This window comes from Streptomyces sp. NPDC048523, assembly GCF_043199815.1.
In the GTDB taxonomy this organism is placed as follows: Bacteria; Actinomycetota; Actinomycetes; order Streptomycetales; family Streptomycetaceae; genus Streptomyces.
On the sequence record NZ_JBICWQ010000003.1, the window covers coordinates 322726 to 342637 of the forward strand.

Annotated in this window: 15 protein-coding genes; 8 read left to right on the forward strand and 7 right to left on the reverse strand. The window is 71.4% G+C overall.

Going from position 1 to position 19912, the window contains the following annotated elements; genetic code table 11:
* Window positions 1-124: 124 nt before the first annotated feature.
* The 3 genes from ACGFWE_RS17340 to ACGFWE_RS17350 form a co-directional block, all read right to left on the reverse strand.
* Window positions 125-814: an ester cyclase gene (locus ACGFWE_RS17340; protein WP_352389186.1), complete on the reverse strand. Its 690-nt coding sequence runs from the start codon at window positions 812-814 to the stop codon at window positions 125-127.
* Window positions 815-877: 63 nt separating this feature from the next.
* On the reverse strand, window positions 878-1651 hold the full coding sequence (locus tag ACGFWE_RS17345; protein ID WP_352389185.1) for an SDR family oxidoreductase: 774 nt from the start codon (window positions 1649-1651) through the stop codon (window positions 878-880).
* A 50-nt stretch (window positions 1652-1701) separates the two neighbouring features.
* Window positions 1702-2370: an MOSC domain-containing protein gene (locus ACGFWE_RS17350; RefSeq protein ID WP_352389184.1), complete on the reverse strand. Its 669-nt coding sequence runs from the start codon at window positions 2368-2370 to the stop codon at window positions 1702-1704.
* Window positions 2371-2450: 80 nt separating this feature from the next.
* Between ACGFWE_RS17350 and ACGFWE_RS17355 the strand changes: the two genes are divergently transcribed.
* Window positions 2451-3347 carry a LysR family transcriptional regulator gene (locus tag ACGFWE_RS17355; RefSeq protein ID WP_393600368.1) on the forward strand — a complete coding sequence of 299 codons (897 nt, stop codon included), beginning with the start codon at window positions 2451-2453 and terminating at the stop codon, window positions 3345-3347.
* 78 nt (window positions 3348-3425) lie between these two features.
* Here ACGFWE_RS17355 and ACGFWE_RS17360 read toward each other — a convergent pair whose 3' ends face one another.
* Entirely contained in the window at window positions 3426-3752 is a 327-nt protein-coding gene (locus tag ACGFWE_RS17360; RefSeq protein WP_393600369.1) for a WhiB family transcriptional regulator, read from the reverse strand.
* Between the two features lie 381 nt (window positions 3753-4133).
* On the opposite strand from ACGFWE_RS17360, the gene ACGFWE_RS17365 reads away from it, so the two are divergent.
* The 4 genes from ACGFWE_RS17365 to ACGFWE_RS17380 all read left to right on the forward strand — a co-directional run bounded on the left by ACGFWE_RS17365 (window position 4134) and on the right by ACGFWE_RS17380 (window position 8523).
* Window positions 4134-4745 (forward strand): response regulator transcription factor, encoded by a 612-nt coding sequence (locus ACGFWE_RS17365; RefSeq protein WP_003948568.1) that lies wholly within the window; start codon window positions 4134-4136, stop codon window positions 4743-4745.
* 286 nt (window positions 4746-5031) lie between these two features.
* A complete protein-coding gene (locus ACGFWE_RS17370; RefSeq protein WP_007384137.1) occupies window positions 5032-5619 on the forward strand; it encodes a sigma-70 family RNA polymerase sigma factor in 588 nt (195 codons plus the stop codon).
* Window positions 5620-5777: 158 nt separating this feature from the next.
* Window positions 5778-7280 carry an IMP dehydrogenase gene (guaB, locus tag ACGFWE_RS17375; protein WP_352389182.1) on the forward strand — a complete coding sequence of 501 codons (1503 nt, stop codon included), beginning with the start codon at window positions 5778-5780 and terminating at the stop codon, window positions 7278-7280.
* 118 nt (window positions 7281-7398) lie between these two features.
* Entirely contained in the window at window positions 7399-8523 is a 1125-nt protein-coding gene (locus ACGFWE_RS17380) for a GuaB3 family IMP dehydrogenase-related protein (protein ID WP_393600370.1), read from the forward strand.
* Window positions 8524-9210: 687 nt separating this feature from the next.
* Here ACGFWE_RS17380 and ACGFWE_RS17385 read toward each other — a convergent pair.
* Both ACGFWE_RS17385 and ACGFWE_RS17390 read right to left on the reverse strand, forming a co-directional pair.
* Window positions 9211-9783 (reverse strand): hypothetical protein, encoded by a 573-nt coding sequence (locus ACGFWE_RS17385; RefSeq protein WP_393600371.1) that lies wholly within the window; start codon window positions 9781-9783, stop codon window positions 9211-9213.
* A 123-nt stretch (window positions 9784-9906) separates the two neighbouring features.
* A complete protein-coding gene (locus ACGFWE_RS17390; RefSeq protein WP_393600372.1) occupies window positions 9907-11112 on the reverse strand; it encodes a nucleotide sugar dehydrogenase in 1206 nt (401 codons plus the stop codon).
* A 311-nt stretch (window positions 11113-11423) separates the two neighbouring features.
* Between ACGFWE_RS17390 and ACGFWE_RS17395 the strand changes: the two genes are divergently transcribed.
* Complete coding sequence (locus ACGFWE_RS17395; RefSeq protein WP_393600373.1) at window positions 11424-13130, forward strand: glycerol-3-phosphate dehydrogenase/oxidase; 1707 nt, start codon at window positions 11424-11426, stop codon at window positions 13128-13130.
* Between the two features lie 83 nt (window positions 13131-13213).
* Here the strand turns inward: ACGFWE_RS17395 and ACGFWE_RS17400 are convergent, their stop codons facing one another.
* Complete coding sequence (locus tag ACGFWE_RS17400) at window positions 13214-14290, reverse strand: serine hydrolase domain-containing protein (RefSeq protein WP_393600374.1); 1077 nt, start codon at window positions 14288-14290, stop codon at window positions 13214-13216.
* Window positions 14291-14832: 542 nt separating this feature from the next.
* On the opposite strand from ACGFWE_RS17400, the gene ACGFWE_RS17405 reads away from it, so the two are divergent.
* Window positions 14833-16947 carry a serine/threonine-protein kinase gene (locus ACGFWE_RS17405; protein ID WP_393600775.1) on the forward strand — a complete coding sequence of 705 codons (2115 nt, stop codon included), beginning with the start codon at window positions 14833-14835 and terminating at the stop codon, window positions 16945-16947.
* Between the two features lie 174 nt (window positions 16948-17121).
* On the forward strand, window positions 17122-19815 hold the full coding sequence (locus tag ACGFWE_RS17410; protein WP_393600375.1) for a protein kinase: 2694 nt from the start codon (window positions 17122-17124) through the stop codon (window positions 19813-19815).
* The last annotated feature ends 97 nt before the right edge of the window (window positions 19816-19912 follow it).

Below are 19912 nucleotides of genomic sequence, written 5' to 3' on the forward strand. Positions count from 1 at the left end.
GGTGGCGTGCACGCTCACGAAGGCATGCAGACCAGGTTGTCAGCCCCGGGACCTGACGAAGAAGTCCCCGTTCCCTCACAGGGAACGGGGACTTTCCCCTTCGCGGGTCACAGGGATCGGGCCGTCATTCTCCGAGCACTCCCAGCTGTTCCAGCAGCCCGGCCCGGTCGTACTGCCACCAGCCCTCGCAGATCATTCCGTCCCGGAACCGGTGCCAGGTGGTGCCGGTCATGGTGACGTTCTGGCCGGTGGCCGGAATGCCGAGGAAATCGCCCTTGTGCCGGCCGGCCAGGGTCCAGCGGGTGCACACCTGGTCGCCCTGGGCGATCTGGTCGTCGACCCGGAAGGCGAGATCGAAGGCCTGGCTCCACTCGGCGTACACCTGGCGCGAACCCTCCAGGTCCACGTCGCCGGGGTTGCCCGGGACATGCTCCAGGTAGTCGTCGGAGAACCCTTCGAACACGAGGTCCGTCCCGGACCGCCCGGCCCGCTCGAAGAACTGCCGTGACGTCGCCGGGTTGAGCTGCTCGTCCCGCACCACGTCCAGATCCATGAAGGTCGGCGCCTCGTCGCAGAGCGCGACCATCCCCTGGAAGATCTCTTCGGTCTCCGGCATCCCCGAATTCCGCATCGCCTCCTCGTACGACGGGAACTCCACGATCTCGACGAAGTGCGACGCGTCGGAGCGGTCCTTGCCGACCACCGCGTGCGTCGCGGTCCGCTTCCCCTTGGTCTGCTCGACCCAGGTGTCCATCAGCCGGTCCATCTCGTCGAAACGGCTGGTCCTGCAGTCGATGAGCTGTACGAACGTCATACGCGATCGCCTCCGGCCCCCCTGGGTCCGGCATTACGGCACCATTGTCCGCCTTTTCGGGCCCTACTGCGGCCCGTACTTGCGCCCAGTCCTCGACGTGATCCCGCCCAGCAGCCCCCGCGGCGCCACCTTCACCAGCCCCATGAGCGCCTTGTACCGCGGATCCGGGATCGACAGGGTCTTGCCGCGAGACAGGTCACCGAGGGCCGCGGCGACCAGTTTGTCCGCGTCGAGCCACATCCAGCCCGGGATGTTGTCCGTGCCCATCCCGGCCCGCTGGTGGAACTCCGTCCGCACGAACCCCGGGCACAGGGCCATCAGCCGGACCCCGCTCCCGGCCAGATCCTTCGCCGCGCCCTGCGTGAACTGCACGACCCACGCCTTCGAGGCGCCGTACGTCCCGCGGGGCACGAACGCGGCCACCGACGCGACGTTCACCACACCCCCGCGCCGGCGCTCCCGCATCCCCTCCGTCGCCGCCGACGTCAGTCGCAGCACCGCCTCGCAGTGCACCTTGAGCATCTTCAGCTCGTCGGCCATGGAGACGTCGAGATAGCGGCCCTTGTTGCCGAAGCCGGCGTTGTTGACGAGGAGGTCGACGGGGGACCTGCGGTCGGAGAGGCGGGCGGCGACCGCCTCGATGCCGGGGTCCGTGGCGAGGTCGGCGGTGAGGACCTCGGCCTCGATGCCGTGCCGGTCGTGGAGTTCGGTCGCCTGTTCCCGGAGCCGCTTGGTGTCGCGGGCCACCAGCACCAGGTTGTGCCCGTCAGCCGCCAGCCGTCGTGCGAACGCGGCACCGATGCCCGCGGTCGATCCCGTAATCAATGCCGTTGTCATGGCGCAAGGTTAATGACCGGGACCGACAGCGTCCGCTTGCCGAGGGCCCGTCAGGCGCCGTACTTCTCCACATACTCCAGCGCCCACTGCCGCACCTCCGGATGGAGAGCCTCTCCCGCCGCCAACAGCCGTGGCTGGAGCGGCCGTTCGGTGGTCATCGCCCGGAACGCCAGGGCGACCGTCACGTCGTGGTCCGGCCGGTGCACGATCTCGACCGGGTCCCCGGTACGGATCTCGCCCGGCTGGATCACCCGCAGGTACGCGCCCGGCGCGCCCTTCTGTGTGAACCGCTTCACCCACCGCTCCTCCGCCATGTGGCCCTGGAAGGTGCCGCACGGTATCCGCGCGCTGGTGACCTCCAGCACCACCTCGGGCCCGATGCGCCAGCGTTCCCCGATCCGCGCGCCGGAGACGTCGATGCCCTCGGTCGTGAGGTTCTCGCCGAACGCGCCGTTGGCCAGGGTGCGCCCCAGCTCGCCCTCCCATACGTCCAGGTCCTCGCGCGCCATCGCGTACACGGCCTGGTCGTCGCCGCCGTGGTGCTGCTTCTTGCACACCGCGTCCCCGGCGAGCGCGCTGCCGCCGATGCCCTTCGGCCCGGGCGCGGTCACCCGCACCGGTCCGTCGACCGACCGCTTGTCGATACCGGTGACACCCTCCGGGTTGTCCGTGTACGGAACGGCCTGCGCGCGGCCCACATTCACCGACAGAAGCTTCATGGCGCCACGGTAGGGGGCCGGGACTCAAAGGTGCCACGCATTATTCGGCGCCATGCCAAAGCGCGACTTATCCTCGAAGGGTGATCGAGGCCCGTCATCTCCGTGTCCTGCGCGCCGTCGCCGCCACCGGCTCCTTCTCCGCGGCGGGGCGCGAACTGGGCTGCACCCAGCCCGCCGTCAGCCAGCAGATGAAGGCCCTGGAGGCGTCCGTGGGCACGCCGTTGCTCATCCGCACCGGACGCGAGATGCGGCTGACCCAGGCGGGGCAGGCCCTGGTGCGGCACGCCGCCGGCATCCTGGCGGGCCTCACCGCGGCCGAGGAGGAGGTCGCCGCCATCGCCGGGCTGCGGGCGGGGCGCGTCCGGCTCGTCTCCTTCCCCAGCGGCAGCTCCACCCTCGTCCCGACCGCCCTCGCCGCCCTGCGCGCCGCCCACCCCGGCACCCGGGTCTCCCTGGAGGAGGCCGAACCCCCGCAGTCCGTCACGCTGCTGAGAGAGGGCGACTGCGACATCGCACTCGCCTTCCGGTACGAGGGGGCCGCGGGCGGCGACGAGTGGGACGACCTCGTCGTACGGCCCCTGCTGACCGACCGGCTCGTCGCCCTGGTACCCGAGCGGCACCGGCTCGCGCACGCGGGGTCCGTGGCCATCGGGGAGCTCGCCGGGGAGTCGTGGATCGCCGGATGCCCGCGCTGCCGGGGTCAGTTGGTCGAGGTGTGCGAGAGCGCCGGCTTCACGCCCCGCATCGACTTCGCGACCGACGACTACCCGGCGGTCGTCGGCCTGGTGGGCGCGGGTCTCGGCGTCGCCGTCCTGCCCCAGCTCGCCGTCGAGTCCGTACGGCCCCGGGGTGCGCGCACGGTGACGCTGGAACCGGCGGTCCGGCGGGAGATCGTCGCGCTCACCCTGCCCGACCTGGCACAGGTGCCGGCGGTGGCGGCGACCCTGGAGCAGCTGGCGCACGCGGCCGACCGATAGGCACAGGCGGCGCCCCGCCGCCCCGCCGAACAGAAGGAAGGGCACGCGCGTGCGTGCCCTCTATGGAGAAACGTTCCTTCAATTGTTCGATGTGCCGCTCCCGACGGATGAAGCCGACACCAGCCGGTGCCGCGCCCGCCCCATGAGCTCCTCGCGCTCGTCCTCGGTCAGTCCGCCCCACACGCCGTACGGCTCTCTCACCGCCAACGCGTGCGCCGCACACTGTGCGCGCACCGGGCATCTCATGCAGACCTCCTTGGCCGAGTTCTCGCGAGCGCTCCGGGCCGCACCGCGCTCGCCCTCCGGATGGAAGAAGAGCGAGCTGTCCACTCCGCGACAGGCGGCCAGGAGCTGCCAGTCCCACAGGTCCGCGTTCGGTCCGGGAAGGCGGGAGAAATCTGCCATTGCGTGACCCCTTGTAGCCGTTCTGGGCGGATACGGTGTCCACGACCGTACATCTACGATCTAAGGAGATGAAAATATGACTCATTGCGAATCTAGCCTCAGACACCAGGAAATGGGAAGAAAAGGGTCTGAATGGGGCATGGGTTGTGATGAAACGTTGTGGGTCCGTCGTGCATGTCTGCACCGTGTCCGCCCCCTCACGTAGAGTGCCGAAGACAGTGCGCAGCCCCGTAACTCTTTCGGGTGACCGTCGTTGAGAGTGCGGAGGCGGTTGAAACAAGAAGTGCTCGGGCAGGCGTCCGAGACGGTCGACCGCACAGGTGACGATTTCGTACCAGCCTGGAGGCTCAAGGTGACGTGCATCAGCTGCGGAGGACGGCCATGACATCCGTCCTCGTCTGCGACGACTCCCCGCTTGCCCGAGAGGCGCTCCGCCGCGCGGTCGCGACCGTGCCCGGCGTCGAGCGCGTGACGACCGCGGCCAACGGCGAGGAAGTCCTCCGCCGCTGGGGTGCGGACCGTTCGGACCTGATTCTGATGGACGTACGCATGCCCGGTCTGGGCGGCGTCGAGACCGTACGGCGGCTGCTGTCCGCGGACCCCGGTGCGCGCATCATCATGCTCACGGTCGCGGAGGACCTCGACGGGGTCGCTCTCGCGGTCGCCGCCGGTGCGCGGGGCTACCTCCACAAGGACGCCTCACGCGCGGAGTTGCGCGCCACGGTGACGCAGGCGCTCGCCGACCCGACCTGGCGGCTCGCCCCGCGCCGGCTGCGGTCGGCGGAGATGGGCGCGGCGCCCACGCTCACCGCGCGTGAGATCCAGGTCCTCGAAGGCATGAGCCACGGTCGGTCCAACGCGGAGATCGGGCGGGAGCTGTTCCTGTCCGAGGACACCGTCAAGACCCACGCGCGGCGACTGTTCAAGAAGCTCGGTGCCTCGGACCGGGCGCACGCCGTGGCGCTCGGGTTCCGGTGGGGCCTGGTTCGCTGAGCACCTCGCCGAAGTGAAGCTGCGGGTCGCCACCGGCTGGTCCTGCAGCTCTCCGCGCCCCTGAAGGGGCGCGGTCGCGGGGTCGGCCGGGCAGTCACATCGGCGCCCGCTGCTTGTTTCGGCGCGGATGCCGCATCCTTGAGATGTGGAGTCTCTCGGGGACGATTCGGTCGAGCGGAAGGGGAGGGCGCAGGGTATGGCTTCCGGCGCACCTGCTCATAACGCTTCGGTGCACAACAACCAGCGCGATGCCGCGGATCCAACGACGCCAAGGCACCATGGACCGATGCGTGACGACGAGGCGGCTCATCCCCATGGGGCGATCGGTGCGCTCGTCCACAGTGCCGTGGAAGGGGACGAGCAGGCCACGCACGACCTGCTCGCCCATGTCCACCCCCTGGCCCTGCGCTACTGCCGCACCCGGCTGTCCCGTCTCCCGGGTGATGCCCGGCACTTCGTGGAGGACCTCGCGCAGGAGGTCTGCGTAGCCGTCCTCCTCGCCCTGCCGCGCTACCGCGACACCGGGCGCCCCTTCGAGGCCTTCGTCTTCGCCATCGCCGCGCACAAGGTCGCCGACCTGCAGCGCGCGGCCATGCGCCACCCCGGTTCGACGGCGGTGCCGTCCGACGAGATGCCGGAGCGGCCCGACGACTCGCTCGGCCCCGAGGAGCGGGCACTGCTCAGCAGCGACGCCGAATGGGCCAAGAAATTGCTGGCCAACCTCCCCGAGAACCAGCGCGAACTGCTGCTGCTGCGCATCGCCGTGGGGTTGACGGCGGAGGAGACGGGTCAGATGTTGGGAATGTCACCCGGTGCGGTCCGTGTGGCACAGCACCGGGCGCTGAGCAGACTGCGGGCGCTGGCCGAGCAGTAGAGCGCGCTCCTGAACAGGCGGCACGCCCGTCCCGTACGAACATACGAAGCTCGGAGCGGGTCCGAAACCGTGGATCCGCGGAATCCGTGGAATGTGACATCCCTGCTTCCCGTTAGCATGGACATCCGCACCGATCAAGGCCATTTGGGGAAGGTGTCATGACTGCAAACGTCGACGGAGTGCCCGGTAAATTCGCGACGCTCGGGCTGACCTACGACGACGTGCTGCTGCTGCCGGGAGCGTCCGAGGTGCTCCCCAACGCGGTCGACACCTCGTCCCGCATCTCCCGCAACGTCCGGGTCAACATCCCGCTGCTCTCGGCCGCCATGGACAAGGTGACCGAGTCCCGCATGGCCATCGCGATGGCCCGCCTCGGCGGCGTCGGCGTGCTGCACCGCAACCTCTCCGTCGAGGACCAGGTCAACCAGGTCGACCTGGTGAAGCGGTCCGAGTCCGGCATGGTCACCGACCCGATCACCGTGCACCCGGAGGCGACCCTCGCCGAGGCCGACGCCCTGTGCGCCAAGTTCCGCATCAGCGGTGTCCCGGTCACCGACCCGGCCGGCAAGCTCCTCGGCATCGTGACCAACCGCGACATGGCCTTCGAGTCGGACCGCAGCCGTCAGGTGCGCGAGGTCATGACGCCGATGCCGCTGGTCACCGGCCAGGTCGGCATCTCCGGCAGCGAGGCCATGGAGCTGCTGCGCCGCCACAAGATCGAGAAGCTTCCCCTGGTCGACGAGGCGGGCGTCCTCAAGGGCCTGATCACCGTCAAGGACTTCGTCAAGGCGGAGAAGTACCCCCACTCCGCCAAGGACGCCGAGGGCCGGCTCCTCGTCGGTGCCGCCGTCGGCGCCAGCCCCGAGGCCCTGGAGCGGGCCCAGGCGCTCGCCGAGGCCGGTGTGGACTTCCTGGTCGTCGACACCTCGCACGGCCACAACAGCAACGCCCTCAGCTGGATGTCGAAGATCAAGTCCAGCGTCGGCGTCGACGTGATCGGCGGCAACGTCGCCACCCGTGACGGCGCCCAGGCGCTGATCGACGCCGGTGTCGACGGCATCAAGGTCGGTGTCGGACCGGGCTCCATCTGTACCACCCGCGTGGTCGCCGGCATCGGCGTCCCGCAGGTCACCGCCATCTACGAGGCCTCCCTCGCCGCCCGTCCCGCCGGCATCCCGCTGATCGGCGACGGCGGCCTGCAGTACTCCGGCGACATCGGCAAGGCGCTCGCCGCCGGCGCCGACACCGTGATGCTGGGCTCGCTGCTCGCGGGCTGCGAGGAGTCGCCCGGCGAGCTGCAGTTCATCAACGGCAAGCAGTTCAAGTCGTACCGCGGCATGGGCTCGCTCGGCGCCATGCAGTCCCGCGGCCAGGGCAAGTCGTACTCCAAGGACCGCTACTTCCAGGCCGAGGTCTCCGCCGACGACAAGCTCGTGCCCGAGGGCATCGAGGGCCAGGTGCCCTACCGAGGCCCGCTGTCCAGCGTCCTGCACCAGCTCGTCGGCGGCCTGCGCCAGACCATGGGCTACGTGGGCGCGGCCACCATCGACGAGATGGAGTCCAAGGGCCGCTTCGTGCGGATCACCTCGGCAGGGCTGAAGGAGTCGCACCCGCACGACATCCAGATGACGGTCGAGGCACCGAACTACAGCCGTAAGTGAGCCTTCGCTGAAGTCCACGCGCGCGTGAGGGCGGTCCCGGAGCATCCGGGGCCGCCCCTGCCGTACCCGTCGGGGATACTGGGAGGCGCTGCAACGCATCAGGGAAAGGCCACACATCGTGACTGAGATCGAGATCGGGCGCGGCAAGCGCGGCCGCCGGGCGTACGCCTTCGACGACATCGCCGTCGTCCCCAGCCGTCGTACGCGCGACCCGAAGGAGGTCTCGATCGCCTGGCAGATCGACGCCTACCGCTTCGAGCTGCCGTTCCTGGCCGCCCCCATGGACTCGGTCGTCTCCCCGGCCACCGCGATCCGCATCGGTGAGCTCGGCGGCCTCGGCGTGCTGAACCTCGAAGGTCTGTGGACGCGGTACGAGGACCCGCAGCCGCTGCTCGACGAGATCGCCGAGCTGGACGTGGACGCCGCGACCCGGCGCCTTCAGGAAATCTACGCGGCTCCCATCAAGGAGGAGCTGATCGGGCAGCGCATCAAGGAGGTGCGCGACGCGGGCGTGATCACGGCGGCCGCGCTCTCCCCGCAGCGCACCGCACAGTTCTCCAAGGCCGTCGTGGACGCGGGCGTGGACATCTTCGTGATCCGCGGTACGACCGTCTCGGCGGAGCACGTCTCCGGCTCGCACGAGCCGCTGAACCTGAAGCAGTTCATCTACGAGCTCGACGTCCCGGTGATCGTCGGCGGCTGCGCCACGTACACCGCCGCCCTGCACCTGATGCGCACCGGCGCGGCGGGCGTCCTGGTCGGCTTCGGCGGCGGCGCGGCGCACACCACGCGCAACGTGCTGGGCATCCAGGTACCCATGGCGACGGCGGTCGCGGACGTGGCCGCCGCCCGCCGGGACTACATGGACGAGTCCGGCGGCCGGTATGTGCACGTCATCGCCGACGGTGGCGTGGGCTGGTCCGGCGACCTCCCCAAGGCGATCGCCTGCGGCGCGGACGCCGTGATGATGGGCTCCCCGCTCGCCCGGGCCACGGACGCGCCGGGCCGCGGCCACCACTGGGGCATGGAGGCCGTCAACGAGGAGCTGCCGCGCGGCAAGAAGGTCGACCTCGGCACGGTCGGCACCATCGAGGAGGTCCTGGCGGGCCCGTCGCACATCCCGGACGGCTCGATGAACTTCTTCGGCGCGCTGCGGCGGGCGATGGCCACGACCGGGTACAGCGAGCTGAAGGAGTTCCAGCGGGTCGAGGTCACGGTGGCCGACTCGCAGCACAAGCGGTAGGGCTTACGGCGGAAAGGGGGCCGGTCACCTGGTGACCGGCCCCCTTTCGTGTGCCCTGGGGCTTTGCGGGGCGGGCGGCGCGTGGGGTGGTGCGGGGGCGCGCGGTTGCGTTCGGGGTGGAAACGGGCTGGTCAGCCGGACCGTGGGCGAAACGTCCGTGTCGGCGCCCCAGGTTCCTGGAGCGCCCCCTTCCAAGGATTTGGTTCCGGACCCCGCTCCTCGGGGCCCGGCCCGATGTCCGACGGACCGTCCACCGGGAACTGGGCGGTGTCGTGGAAGGGGGCGTCCATGGGACGTCACCGCAAGCCCACTCGCTGGGACCGAATCCGTCTTCGGATGGTGAAGTGCCGGAGGAGGTGGATCTTGCGGATTTTCGGATGGTGAGCGGCCGCCCCCACGAGAACTAGGGGCGGACACTCCGTGAACCATCAGGAGCCTGCCGCAGTACCCGCTGCGGTGGGCTCCACCTTGTTGGTGGGCTGGTGAGCGGCCGCCCCCACAGGACCTAGGGGCGGACACTCCGTGAACCATCCAGGAGCCCTGCCGCAGTACCCCCTGCGGCCGACCCCACCTGTCTCCGTAAGGTACCCGCGCCGCGTCCCGCATGCCACCAGCTCCGGCCGCAGGTCCACCCGTGCGCCCCCCTCCACAACCGATGCGCCGCCCCTTCGCCGGGCACTGGCAGCGTCAGAGGGCCGCCTTCTTGGCGCCGGTGAAGGCGACGTACGCGGCGATCGCGAAGAACAGGAACGTCAGCGGGTCGGCGTCCGCCTTCCAAGCCTCCTGGAGGACGTCGAAGTGCTGGAAGAAGAGTTCGCTGAAGCTCAGCGGGGTCTCCTTGGCGGCGATCACGGCCTCGCCCACCAGCTGGCCCATGTAGACGGAGCCCAGCGACAGGACCGCGCTCGCGACCGGCAGCACGGGGTTGCGGCCACCGAGACGCCCTGCGGCGAGGCCGACCAGGAAGCCGACGCCGACCGCCGCCCAGCCGATCTCGTGCTTGGTCAGGCCGATGATCGCGCCGTAGACACCGCCGGCGACCACGGCGGCGACGAAGGCGGCCACCAGACCGAGGCCGAGGTTGTTGCGCACCGGAGCGGGGGCGGGGACGGCCCCGTACGGGACCCCCGGTGCCGGAGGCGGGGGTACGGCGCCCGGCTGCTGGGCGTACGGGTTGCCGTCGACCGGCTGGGGCTGGGGCTGGGGCTGGGCCTGCGGCTCGGCAGGCGGCTGGGCAGGCGGTGGAGCTGACTGGCTCATGACAGAAATCCCCCCACGGGACGGTACGAGCGGAATGGTGAAGCAGAGAAGCGTGCGCACGAATGTGCGACGAGTGAGGGGAGATTAACAGGTGGGTCCGACAGAGCCACCTGCGTTTTGACGTCAGAGGCGGTGCGCCGCCCCCGTAGGTGTGGCCCCCCGTGTGTCCAGCAGCAGCTGGGCCTTCACCGACAGGCCTTGCAGGTCGTACGTCCGGTGCTGCTGGAGCAGGATCGTCAGGTCCGCGTCGGCCGCCGCCTCGTAGAGGGAGTCCGCGCGCGGGACCGGGCGGTCCAGGACGCTCCAGGACGGGATGTGGGGGTCGTGGTAGCTGACGGCGGCGCCGAGTTCCATCAGGCGTACGGCGACCTCCTGGGCGGGGGTGCCCTGCTGGTCGGCGAGGTCGGGCTTGTAGGTGACGCCTAGGAGGAGGACACGGGCCCCGCGCGCGGACTTGCCGTGCTCGTTGAGGAGGGCCGCGGCGCGCTGGACGACGTAACGGGGCATCTGGTCGTTGACCTGCCGGGCGAGTTCGACCATGCGCAGGGAGCGGCCGGCGCTGGTGAGGTCGCGCGGGATCGCGTGGCCGCCGACGCCGGGGCCGGGGCGGAAGGCATGGAAGCCGAAGGGTTTCGTCTCCGCGCAGCGGATGACGTCCCACAGGTCGACGCCGAGGTCGTGGCAGAGGACGGCCATCTCGTTGACGAGGGCGATGTTGACGTGCCGGTAGTTGGTCTCCAGGAGCTGGACCGTCTCCGCCTCGCGCGGGCCACGCGCGCGTACCACCTTGTCGGTGAGGCGCGAGTAGAAGGCGGCGGCCGATTCCGTGCACGCGGGCGTGAGGCCGCCGATCACCTTGGGCGTGGTGGCGGGCGTGAAGTCGCGGTTGCCGGGATCGACCCGGGTGGGGGAGTAGGCGAGGTGGAAGTCGCGGCCCGCGCGCAGGCCCGAGCCCGTTTCGAGGAGCGGGCGCAGGAATTCCTCGGTGGTGCCCGGCGGGACGGGGGACTCCAGGATGACGGTGGTGTGCGGGCGCAGGTGTGTGCTCAGTGTGCGGGCGGCCGCCTCCACCTGGCTCAGGTCCGGGCCGCCGTCCGTGCCCGGCGGAGTCGGGGCGCAGATGACCGCCGTACGCACCCGGCCGAGTTCGGCGGGGCCCGCTGCCGTCCGGAAGCCCCCCGAGAGCATCCGGCGCAGTTCGGCGGGGCTGAGGGAGCCGGCCTCGGGGCCGGTGCGGTAGCCGAGGGTGGAGATGCCGGCGGCGACAGCGGCCTGGGCCAGGGGCAGTCCGTAGGGACCGAGTCCGATCACGGCGAGATCTGCGGGCATGGCGTGGGCCGTCCTTCCCAGTAACCGAAGCGGGACAGGTGCGCAAGCCCTGTGGACTGGACGAGCGAGCGCAATGTCAGACTAGGAGTAAATATGACCGATATACGGGATTGATTCCGTGTGTCTTCCTGTGGGGTTGTGAGCGTTGGCCTGCGCAGTGGTGAAAGTTATCCACAGGCTGAGGGTGACTGGTGGCTGAAGTCGGGCAAGCCGGTCAGGATTGGGCATGAGGGATACGGACCGGGCCACTCCTCAAGGAAGATCCGGCCCGCGACCGTGACCGGCGCGATCTACAGCTGGAGGCAGCAGTGGTGAGGACAGCGACACTGGGGCCGGCGCAGCGCGCCGAGTCACTCGCGGCAATGGCCGAGCGTGAACTGGACATCCTGGTGGTGGGAGCCGGCGTGGTCGGTGCGGGAACCGCGCTCGACGCGGTGACCCGTGGCCTGTCCGTGGGCCTTGTCGAGGCGCGTGACTGGGCCTCGGGCACCTCCAGCCGCTCCAGCAAGCTGATCCACGGCGGCCTGCGCTATCTGGAGATGCTCGACTTCGCCCTCGTCCGCGAGGCGCTGAAGGAGCGCGGACTGCTGCTCGAGCGGCTCGCCCCGCATCTCGTGAAGCCCGTGGCCTTTCTGTACCCCTTGCAGCACAAGGGCTGGGAGCGCCTGTACGCCGGCTCGGGCGTCGCGCTCTACGACGCCATGTCGATGGCCCGGGGGCACGGTCGGGGCCTGCCCACGCACCGGCACCTGAGCCACCGTCACGCCCTGCGCGTCGCGCCCGCCTTGAAGAAGGACGCCCTGGTCGGCGCGCTGCAGTACTACGACGCCCAGATGGACGACGCCCGCTTCGTGGCCACCCTCGTGCGCACGGCGACCGCCTACGGCGCCAAGACGGCCAACCGCGCCCGGGTGACCGGGTTCCTGCGCGAGGGCGAACGGGTGGTCGGGGCCCGGGTGCAGGACGTCGAGGCGGGCGGGGAGTACGAGATCCGCGCCAAGCAGGTGGTCAACGCGACCGGCGTGTGGACCGACGACACCCAGGCGATGGTCGGCGAGCGGGGACAGTTTCACGTCCGCGCCTCCAAGGGCATCCACCTGGTCGTGCCCAAGGACCGCATCCACTCCACCACCGGACTGATCCTGCGCACCGAGAAGTCCGTGCTGTTCGTCATCCCCTGGGGCCGGCATTGGATCATCGGCACCACCGACACCGACTGGGACCTCGACAAGGCCCACCCGGCCGCCTCCAGCGCGGACATCGACTATCTGCTGGAACACGTGAACTCGGTGCTCGCGGTACCGCTGACCCGGGACGACGTCCAGGGCGTGTACGCAGGCCTCAGGCCCCTACTCGCCGGTGAGTCGGACGCCACCAGCAAGCTCTCCCGCGAACACACCGTGGCGCATCCGGTGCCGGGACTCGTCGTCGTGGCGGGCGGCAAGTACACGACCTACCGGGTGATGGCCAAGGACGCCGTCGACGAGGCGGTGCACGGGCTCGACACCCGAGTCGCCGCATGCGTCACGGAGGACGTACCGCTGCTGGGCGCCGAGGGCTACCGGGCGCTGTGGAACGCGCGGGCGCGGATCGCGGCACGCACCGGGCTCCATGTCGTCCGGGTCGAACATCTGCTGAATCGGTACGGCAGCCTTGCCGAGGAGGTCCTCGACCTCATCGCCTCGGACGCCACGCTGGGCGAGCCGATGCAGGCCGCCGACGACTATCTGCGTGCCGAGATCGTCTACGCCGCCTCGCACGAGGGCGCGCGGCATCTGGACGACGTGCTGACCCGGCGCACCCGTATCTCCATCGAGACCTTCGACCGGGGTGTGCGCTCCGCCCGCGAGGCCGCCGAACTGATGGCGCCGGTGCTGGGCTGGGACAAGGACCAGATCGAGCGCGAGGTCGAGCACTACGAGAAGCGGGTTGAGGCGGAACGGGAGTCGCAGCGGCAGCCGGACGACCTGACGGCGGACGCGGCGCGGTTGGGGGCGCCGGACATCGCGCCGTTGTAGCCCGCGTAGTCCGCTGGGCCTCTCCGCCGACCGCACCCGAACGAGTGTCGGGAGTCGGGATCTCCGTTCGGAACCCGGTCGTTCTACGAGGTGCGGGGGCAGAACTCGGCGGCGAGCAGGGCCGGTTCGAGGCCGGGATCTGCGATCGACGTCGTGTTCACGCGGAAGGTGAGGACGCGACGGCCGCCGACCGTGGCTGCGGTGCGCACGTAGCTGCCGGCGATGCGGCCGTTGTGCCCCCACACCGTGGTGCCGCACGGCAGCTTCACCGGGAACAGGCCCATGCCGTACAAGCCGTGTGCGGTGCGGGTGTCCGTCATCTCGTGCAGCCAGTACGGGGACAGCAGCCGGCCGCCGAGCAGCGCCGCGTAGAAGCGGTCCAGATCGGCGAGGGTGCTCACCAGCTCGCCCGCGGCTCCGGCCACCCGCGGGTCGAGCGCGGTGATGTCGGATCCGCCGGTGGTGTAGGCGCGGCCGTGCGGGGAGGGCAGTGAGGTGCGCGAACCAGGAAAGGAGGTGCCCGTCAGGCGCAGCGGGGCGATGATCCGCCGCTCGGCCTCGGTGGCGTAGGAGTCGCCGGTGACCTTTTGGATCACCATGCCGAGCAGGACGTAGTTGGTGTTCGAGTAGGAGTAGCGGCCGGGGTCGGCCGGAGGGTGGGTGAGTGCGATACGGACGGCTTGAACAGGAGTGAGGGGGACCAGGCCCCGGGTGTCCGTGGTGAAGTCGCTCAGGCCGCTGGTGTGGGTGAGCAGGGCGCGCAGGGTCAGCGCGCGACCGTCGTTGCCCGCTCCCCGCACCAGGCCGGGCAGGTGCTGCTCCACCGTGTCGGAGAGCTTCAGGCGATGCTCCGAGGCCAGTTGGAGGACGACCGTCGCGATGAAGGTCTTGGTGATGCTGCCGGCGCGGAAGTGGTCGGCGCGGGCGATCTCCGGTCCTGCCTCGGCGTAACGGGTCCCGCCGTCGCCGCTCTGCTCCTTCGCCAGAAGCGCCGCGGCGGGAGCACCGCCCTGCGCGACCAGCAACGGGAGCAGTGCGTCTGTGGGCTGGGCGGCGGGGGCGGAGTGGGTTGAGGGGGCAGGGGAGGCTGCGGGGGTCAGGGCGAGCAGCATCAGGGACACCGGGACGGCCAGTAGTGCCCGTGCACGAAGTGGCAGCATCGCGGATCCTCCCTTGTCGGGGCCATCATGCAGGGTTGCGGGGGTGCGGGTTCGGTGGGGGCGGGCGTTGTGCGCAGTTCCGCGCGCTCCTGGATGCCTGCGGCGGCCTGCTTGGCTCCGGTGGGGGCGTGTGTAGCGCGTGCGGTTCGGTGGGTGGGTCACCCCGTCCCCTCGCCGCCGTACGCGGGTGCACGAGTCCCACCCAGGGGCGCGGGGAACTGCGCGACCAGCCCCCACCGGCCCGCGCCCGCCCGACGACCTGACCTGGCACCCCCGTAGGCGCCCCGCTCAAGCCCGGCGCAGCGGCACCGCGGGGAACTGCGCGACCAGCCACGATGCACCCGCGCCCGCCCGACGACCTGCCCCGGCGCCCCCATGGGTGCCCCGCTCAAACCGAGTGCAGCGGCACCGCGGGGAACTGCGCGACCAGCCCCCACCGACCCGCACTCGCCCCACAAACCGACCCGGCACCCCTGGGCGTCGGGCACTTGTCGGGTGAGGGACAATGGAGGCTCTGTCAGGGCGGGTTCATGAGGGGACGCATGTCGGACGCGGAGCGGGCGGGAGCATCCCGGCAGGACGAGAGCGAGCGTCTCCTCGCCGGGCGGTACCGGCTGGGAGGAGTGCTCGGCCGCGGAGGCATGGGCACGGTGTGGCGGGCCGAGGACGAGACCCTGGGCAGGACGGTGGCCGTCAAGGAGCTCCGGTTCCCGTCCAGCATCGACGAGGACGAGAAGCGCCGGCTGATCACACGCACGCTGCGTGAGGCCAAGGCGATCGCACGGATCCGCAACACCAGCGCGGTGACCGTGTACGACGTGGTCGACGAGGACGACCGGCCGTGGATCGTGATGGAGCTCGTCGAGGGCAAGTCGCTCGCCGAGGTCATCCGGGAGGACGGGCTGCTGGAGCCCAAGCGCGCGGCGGAGGTGGGCCTCGCGATCCTCGACGTGCTCAGGTCCGCGCACCGCGAGGGCATCCTGCACCGGGACGTGAAGCCGTCCAACGTGCTGATTTCCGAGGACGGCCGGGTCGTACTCACCGACTTCGGCATCGCCCAGGTCGAGGGCGACCCGTCCATCACCTCCACCGGCATGCTCGTCGGTGCCCCCTCCTACATCTCCCCGGAGCGGGCCCGTGGGCACAAGCCGGGGCCCGCGGCCGACATGTGGTCGCTCGGCGGTCTGCTGTACGCGGCGGTCGAGGGCGCCCCGCCGTACGACAAGGGGTCCGCGATCGCGACGCTCACGGCGGTGATGACCGAGCCGTTGGAGGAGCCGAAGAACGCCGGTCCGCTCAGGGACGTCATCTACGGCCTGCTCACCAAGGACCCCGCCCAGCGGCTCGACGACGTCCGCGCGCGGGCCATGCTCACCGCGGTGATCCACGCGCCCGAGTCGAAGCAGTCCGAGCCGGAGCCGGCGTCCGACGCGACCCGGGTGGTGCCGTTGCCGGCGCAGCCGCAGGAGCGTGCGGGCGGGGAGCGGCTGCGCGGGGCGCTGCGTTCCGTGCGCAAGGCCGCCGGGGCGGCGGCGACGTCCGCGGCCGTGTCCCTCACCAAGTCCGGGAGCGGTACGGCGGGTTCGGGCGGGTCGGGTTCGGGTGAGGCGGGTTCGCCGGGCGGCAAGGTGCCCGCCCAGGCTTCCGGGGCTGCTTCGGCGGCTCCGGCCCCCTCCAAGGCTCCGGCCTCCCCGGCCGCTTCGGCCTCTCCCGCTTCACCGGCGCCTTCCGCGTCGGAGGCGGCTCCGGCGCCTGCTTCGACGTCGGCCTCCACCGGGGCGGCCGGGGTCCGGGACGCGAAGACGCGGCAGGCCGACGCGGCCTCCGGCGGGCGGAGTTCGGGGTGGCCCGTGATGACGCCGCCGCCGGACCTGGCGCCGAGGCCGGTGCCCAGGGCGCCGTTGACCGACGTGGTGCCGCGGCGGACGCTGGTGATCATCGCTGTGGTCGTGGCGCTGGCGGTCATCGGTACCGTGCTGGCCCTCACGCTCGGCGGGGACGACGGCAGCGACGGGGCGAAGGGCGGCGGCGCCAAGGTGACGGCGAGCGCGAGCTCCAGTGCCGGCACCAAGGAGGACAAGAGCGGGGGCACCGGGACCGACGGGTCCTCCACCGGGTCCGCTTCGCCGGACACGGGCGCGGGGGCCGCGAACACGCCCAGCACGGAGGAGAGCGGCCGGAGTTCGGAAGGGTCCTCCGGCTCGGGGGGCTCCGCCGATGACGGTGCGGTGGCCTCGACGTACACGGGGAGCCAGGGGTACTCGATCGGGCTGCCCGAGGGGTGGAAGTTCCGGACCAGCAGCTCCGCGGGCGACCGGTTCACCGGGCCCGAGGGGCAGAAGCTGCTCATCGCCTGGACCAGCACGCCCAAGGGCGACCCGGTGGCGGACTGGAAGAGCCAGGAACAGGGCATGCGCCGCGCGCAGTACACCAAGATCCGCATAGAGAAGGTGGGCTACCGGGGCTGGAACGCGGCCGACTGGGAGTTCACCTATGTGGAGAGCGGGACGAAGTACCGGACCATAGACCGTGGGTTCGTCGTGAACGGCCATCTCGGATATGCGTTGATGTACACCGCGAAAGCCGCGAACTGGGGCACTGAGCTGCGCAAGGACACATGGCACACGCTCGCTCGCACCTTCGAACCGAAGTCGTGAAGCGCTGTGCGGTAAACGGTCATGTGTTTGAAGCCTGAGATCTGGAATCCCCTCTTTGCGGGTTGCCTCCGGCACGTATCGTGAAGGTTCGTGGACCGTCCGCATCCAGGTTCGGGTGCGGAACGGGCCACGAGGCGAACGGAATTGACCAACCGGGCGGCCGGGGGAGGCAACGTGGACGACTATGCGGGTCGGGTGCTCGCCGACCGCTACCGCCTGCCGCTGCCTCCGTCCGACGAGTACGAACTCGCCGAGACGCGCGCCTTCGACACCTACAGCGGGCAGGAAGTCCTGGTCCGGCAGGTGCCGTTGCCCGAGGTCGTCGAGGCGGAGGTGCTCGACGCCGAGGGGCTGCCCGACGGGTTCACGGCCCGGGAACCCCGGGACGCGCGGCGGACCCCGGGGAGGCGCGGCGCACGCCGGCCCACCGAGCCTGCCGTGCGGCGAGCCGTCGAGGCCGCGCAGGCCGCCGCCCGGATCCCCGACCATCCGCGGCTCGACCAGGTCTTCGACGTGTTCGCCGAGGGCGGTTCGCTGTGGATCGTCAGTGAGTTGGTGCCCGCGCGGCCGCTGGCGGCGCTGCTCGCCGAGAAGCCGCTGACGCCGTACCGGGCGGCCGAGGTCGCCTCCGACGTGCTCATGGCGCTGCGGGTGCTGCACGCGCACGGCTGGGTGCACCGCAACATCACCGCCCGTACGGTGCTGGTCTGCGACGACGGCCGCGTCATGCTGACCGGTCTCGCGGTCGGCGCGGCCGAGGAGGCACTGTGCGGCTATGACCCGGTGCCGGCCGAGGCCGGTGAATGGGGCACCGGGGGCGAGGAGTTCGGGACCGGGGCGGACGACGGTCCGGGCGCCGGGGCCGACAGGCGTGGTGCACCGGGTGGACAGGTGGTTCCCGGGCAGGCGACGGGACCGGCCGGTGGGCCCGGCCCGACGGGCAGGGCTGGTGGGGCCGGGGTACCCGGCGGGGCGGCCGGTGCTCGTACGGCTCTCGGTAAAAGTGGCGCCGGTGCGGCCTTCGGACTGGGTGCCCAGAGCACCGGGCCGGGCCCGGGCAGTGCGGTCACCTTCGGTGGAGGCGATCCCGAGGCCGCCCGGCGGGCCGCCATCGAGGCGCGGGAGGCCCGTGGGCTGCCCAGCGCCGGGGCGGAGGCGGCGAGCGGGACCGGGGCGTCGGCCGAACTCGTCCGCAGGGAGCCCGACAGCGGTACGGACATCCGGGCGGCGCGGGCCGGGGCGATCGCCGCGTACCGCGCGGGCGCACGGGCGGCGGCCCGGGTCCAGGAGGCACAGAGCGGCAGGACCGCCCTGCCCGGAGCCCGCCCGGCGCCGGAGGCCGACCCCGCCGTACCCACGCGGGACGCCGGCCCCGCCGTACAGGCCAACGGCCTGCCGCAGCCACCGCGGTCGGCGTATCCCTCGGCCAATGGGCTTGCGCAGTCGCCGTATCCGGCCGTGGACGCTGTCGAGCAGGTGCCCGGCGCCGGGCCGGCGGGACGGACGGCCGATCCCTACGGAGTGCGTCCCACTCCCTGGCACGGGGCGGTGCCGCGCGATGCGGTCGCGGCGTCCGAGCCCGCCCGCTGGGAGGACCTGCCGCCGAGCGATGCCCCCGCCCGTCGCGGCCCCGCCACCGCGCTCGCCGCCGAGCGGGCCCGGCAGGCACGGATGGCCGTGGTGGGACCCGTCACCGAGCGATGGGCGCCGGAGCAGGCCGGGCCGGTGCACGAGAACTGGCAGCTCGCCGCGCCCATCGGGCCCGCGACCGACCTGTGGGCTCTCGGGGCGTTGCTGTTCCGGGCCGTCCAGGGGCACGCGCCCTATCCCGAGGAGTCGACGGCCGAGCTGGTGCAGCTGGTGTGTGCCGAGCCGCCGGCCTTCGCGGAGGAGTGCGGGCCGCTCAGGCCGGTCGTGGAGTCGCTGCTGCGGCAGGACCCGACCGAGCGGCTGGACTTCGAGGAACTGCGCGGCTGGCTGCGGTCGTTGGTGCGGTCCGCGCCCGAACCGGAGGCCGGCGCCCATGTCATCGCCGCGCCGCCCGTCGACGCGAACCGGCTGCCGATCGTGCGGCGCCGGGGCGAGTTGGTGCGCCGGCGGCGGGCCGGGCTGCCCGCGAGGCACGGACGGCACAAGCGGGCCCGGGAGGAGGCCGCCCCCTCACCGCGCCGCCTCGGCCGCACCCTGCTGCTGCTCATCCTGCTGGTGATGGCCGCGGCGATCGCGTACGCCATGTATTTCATGCCGAAGGCGGACCCCGACGACAAGGGCGCCGCACGGGAGACGGGTTCCACCAGCCAGGCCAATCCGGCGCAGTCCCCGGAGGCCGGCGGTGAGCCCCGGCCCGAGCCGACCACCCCCGAACCCTCGCAGTCCAGCGGTGCCGCCGAGACCCAGACCGCGGGGCCCGAGGTCGCCGACGGTTTCACCCTGCGTACGGACGCCGAGGGCTTCAAGGTTGCGGTGGCCGGCGGCTGGGACCGCACCCCGAGGAACGGCCGCGGTCAGGTGGTCTACTCGCAGGGCAACTTCGAGCTGATCGTCGTCCCCGGGCGGGACACCGCGGCCGCGAACGGCAGCGACCCCATGGTCTACCAGCGCGAGAAGGAGCCCGAACTCCAGCCGTACCGCGACTCCAGCTGGGCCACCGCCACCGGGCTGAAGTCGATCCAGGTCGGCACCAGGAGCATGGCCGAGGGGCAGTTCACCTGGACCGGCGACGACGGGCGCGAGCTGTACGTGCGCAATGTCGCGATCCTGATCGGCGGGAAGTACCACGTGGTGCAGGTGCGCGGTCCGGAGGCGGAGCGGGACGAGGTGACCCGGCTCTACGAGCAGGCGTCGGCCACGTACCAGGTGACCGGCTGACGGACGCCGTACCGGCGCCGCGGGTTCACCCGTTCTTCGCGGAAGCGACAACCGTCACAGTGAGGTCTCCTTGACGCCCCCCTGGTTCCCCTCGGCG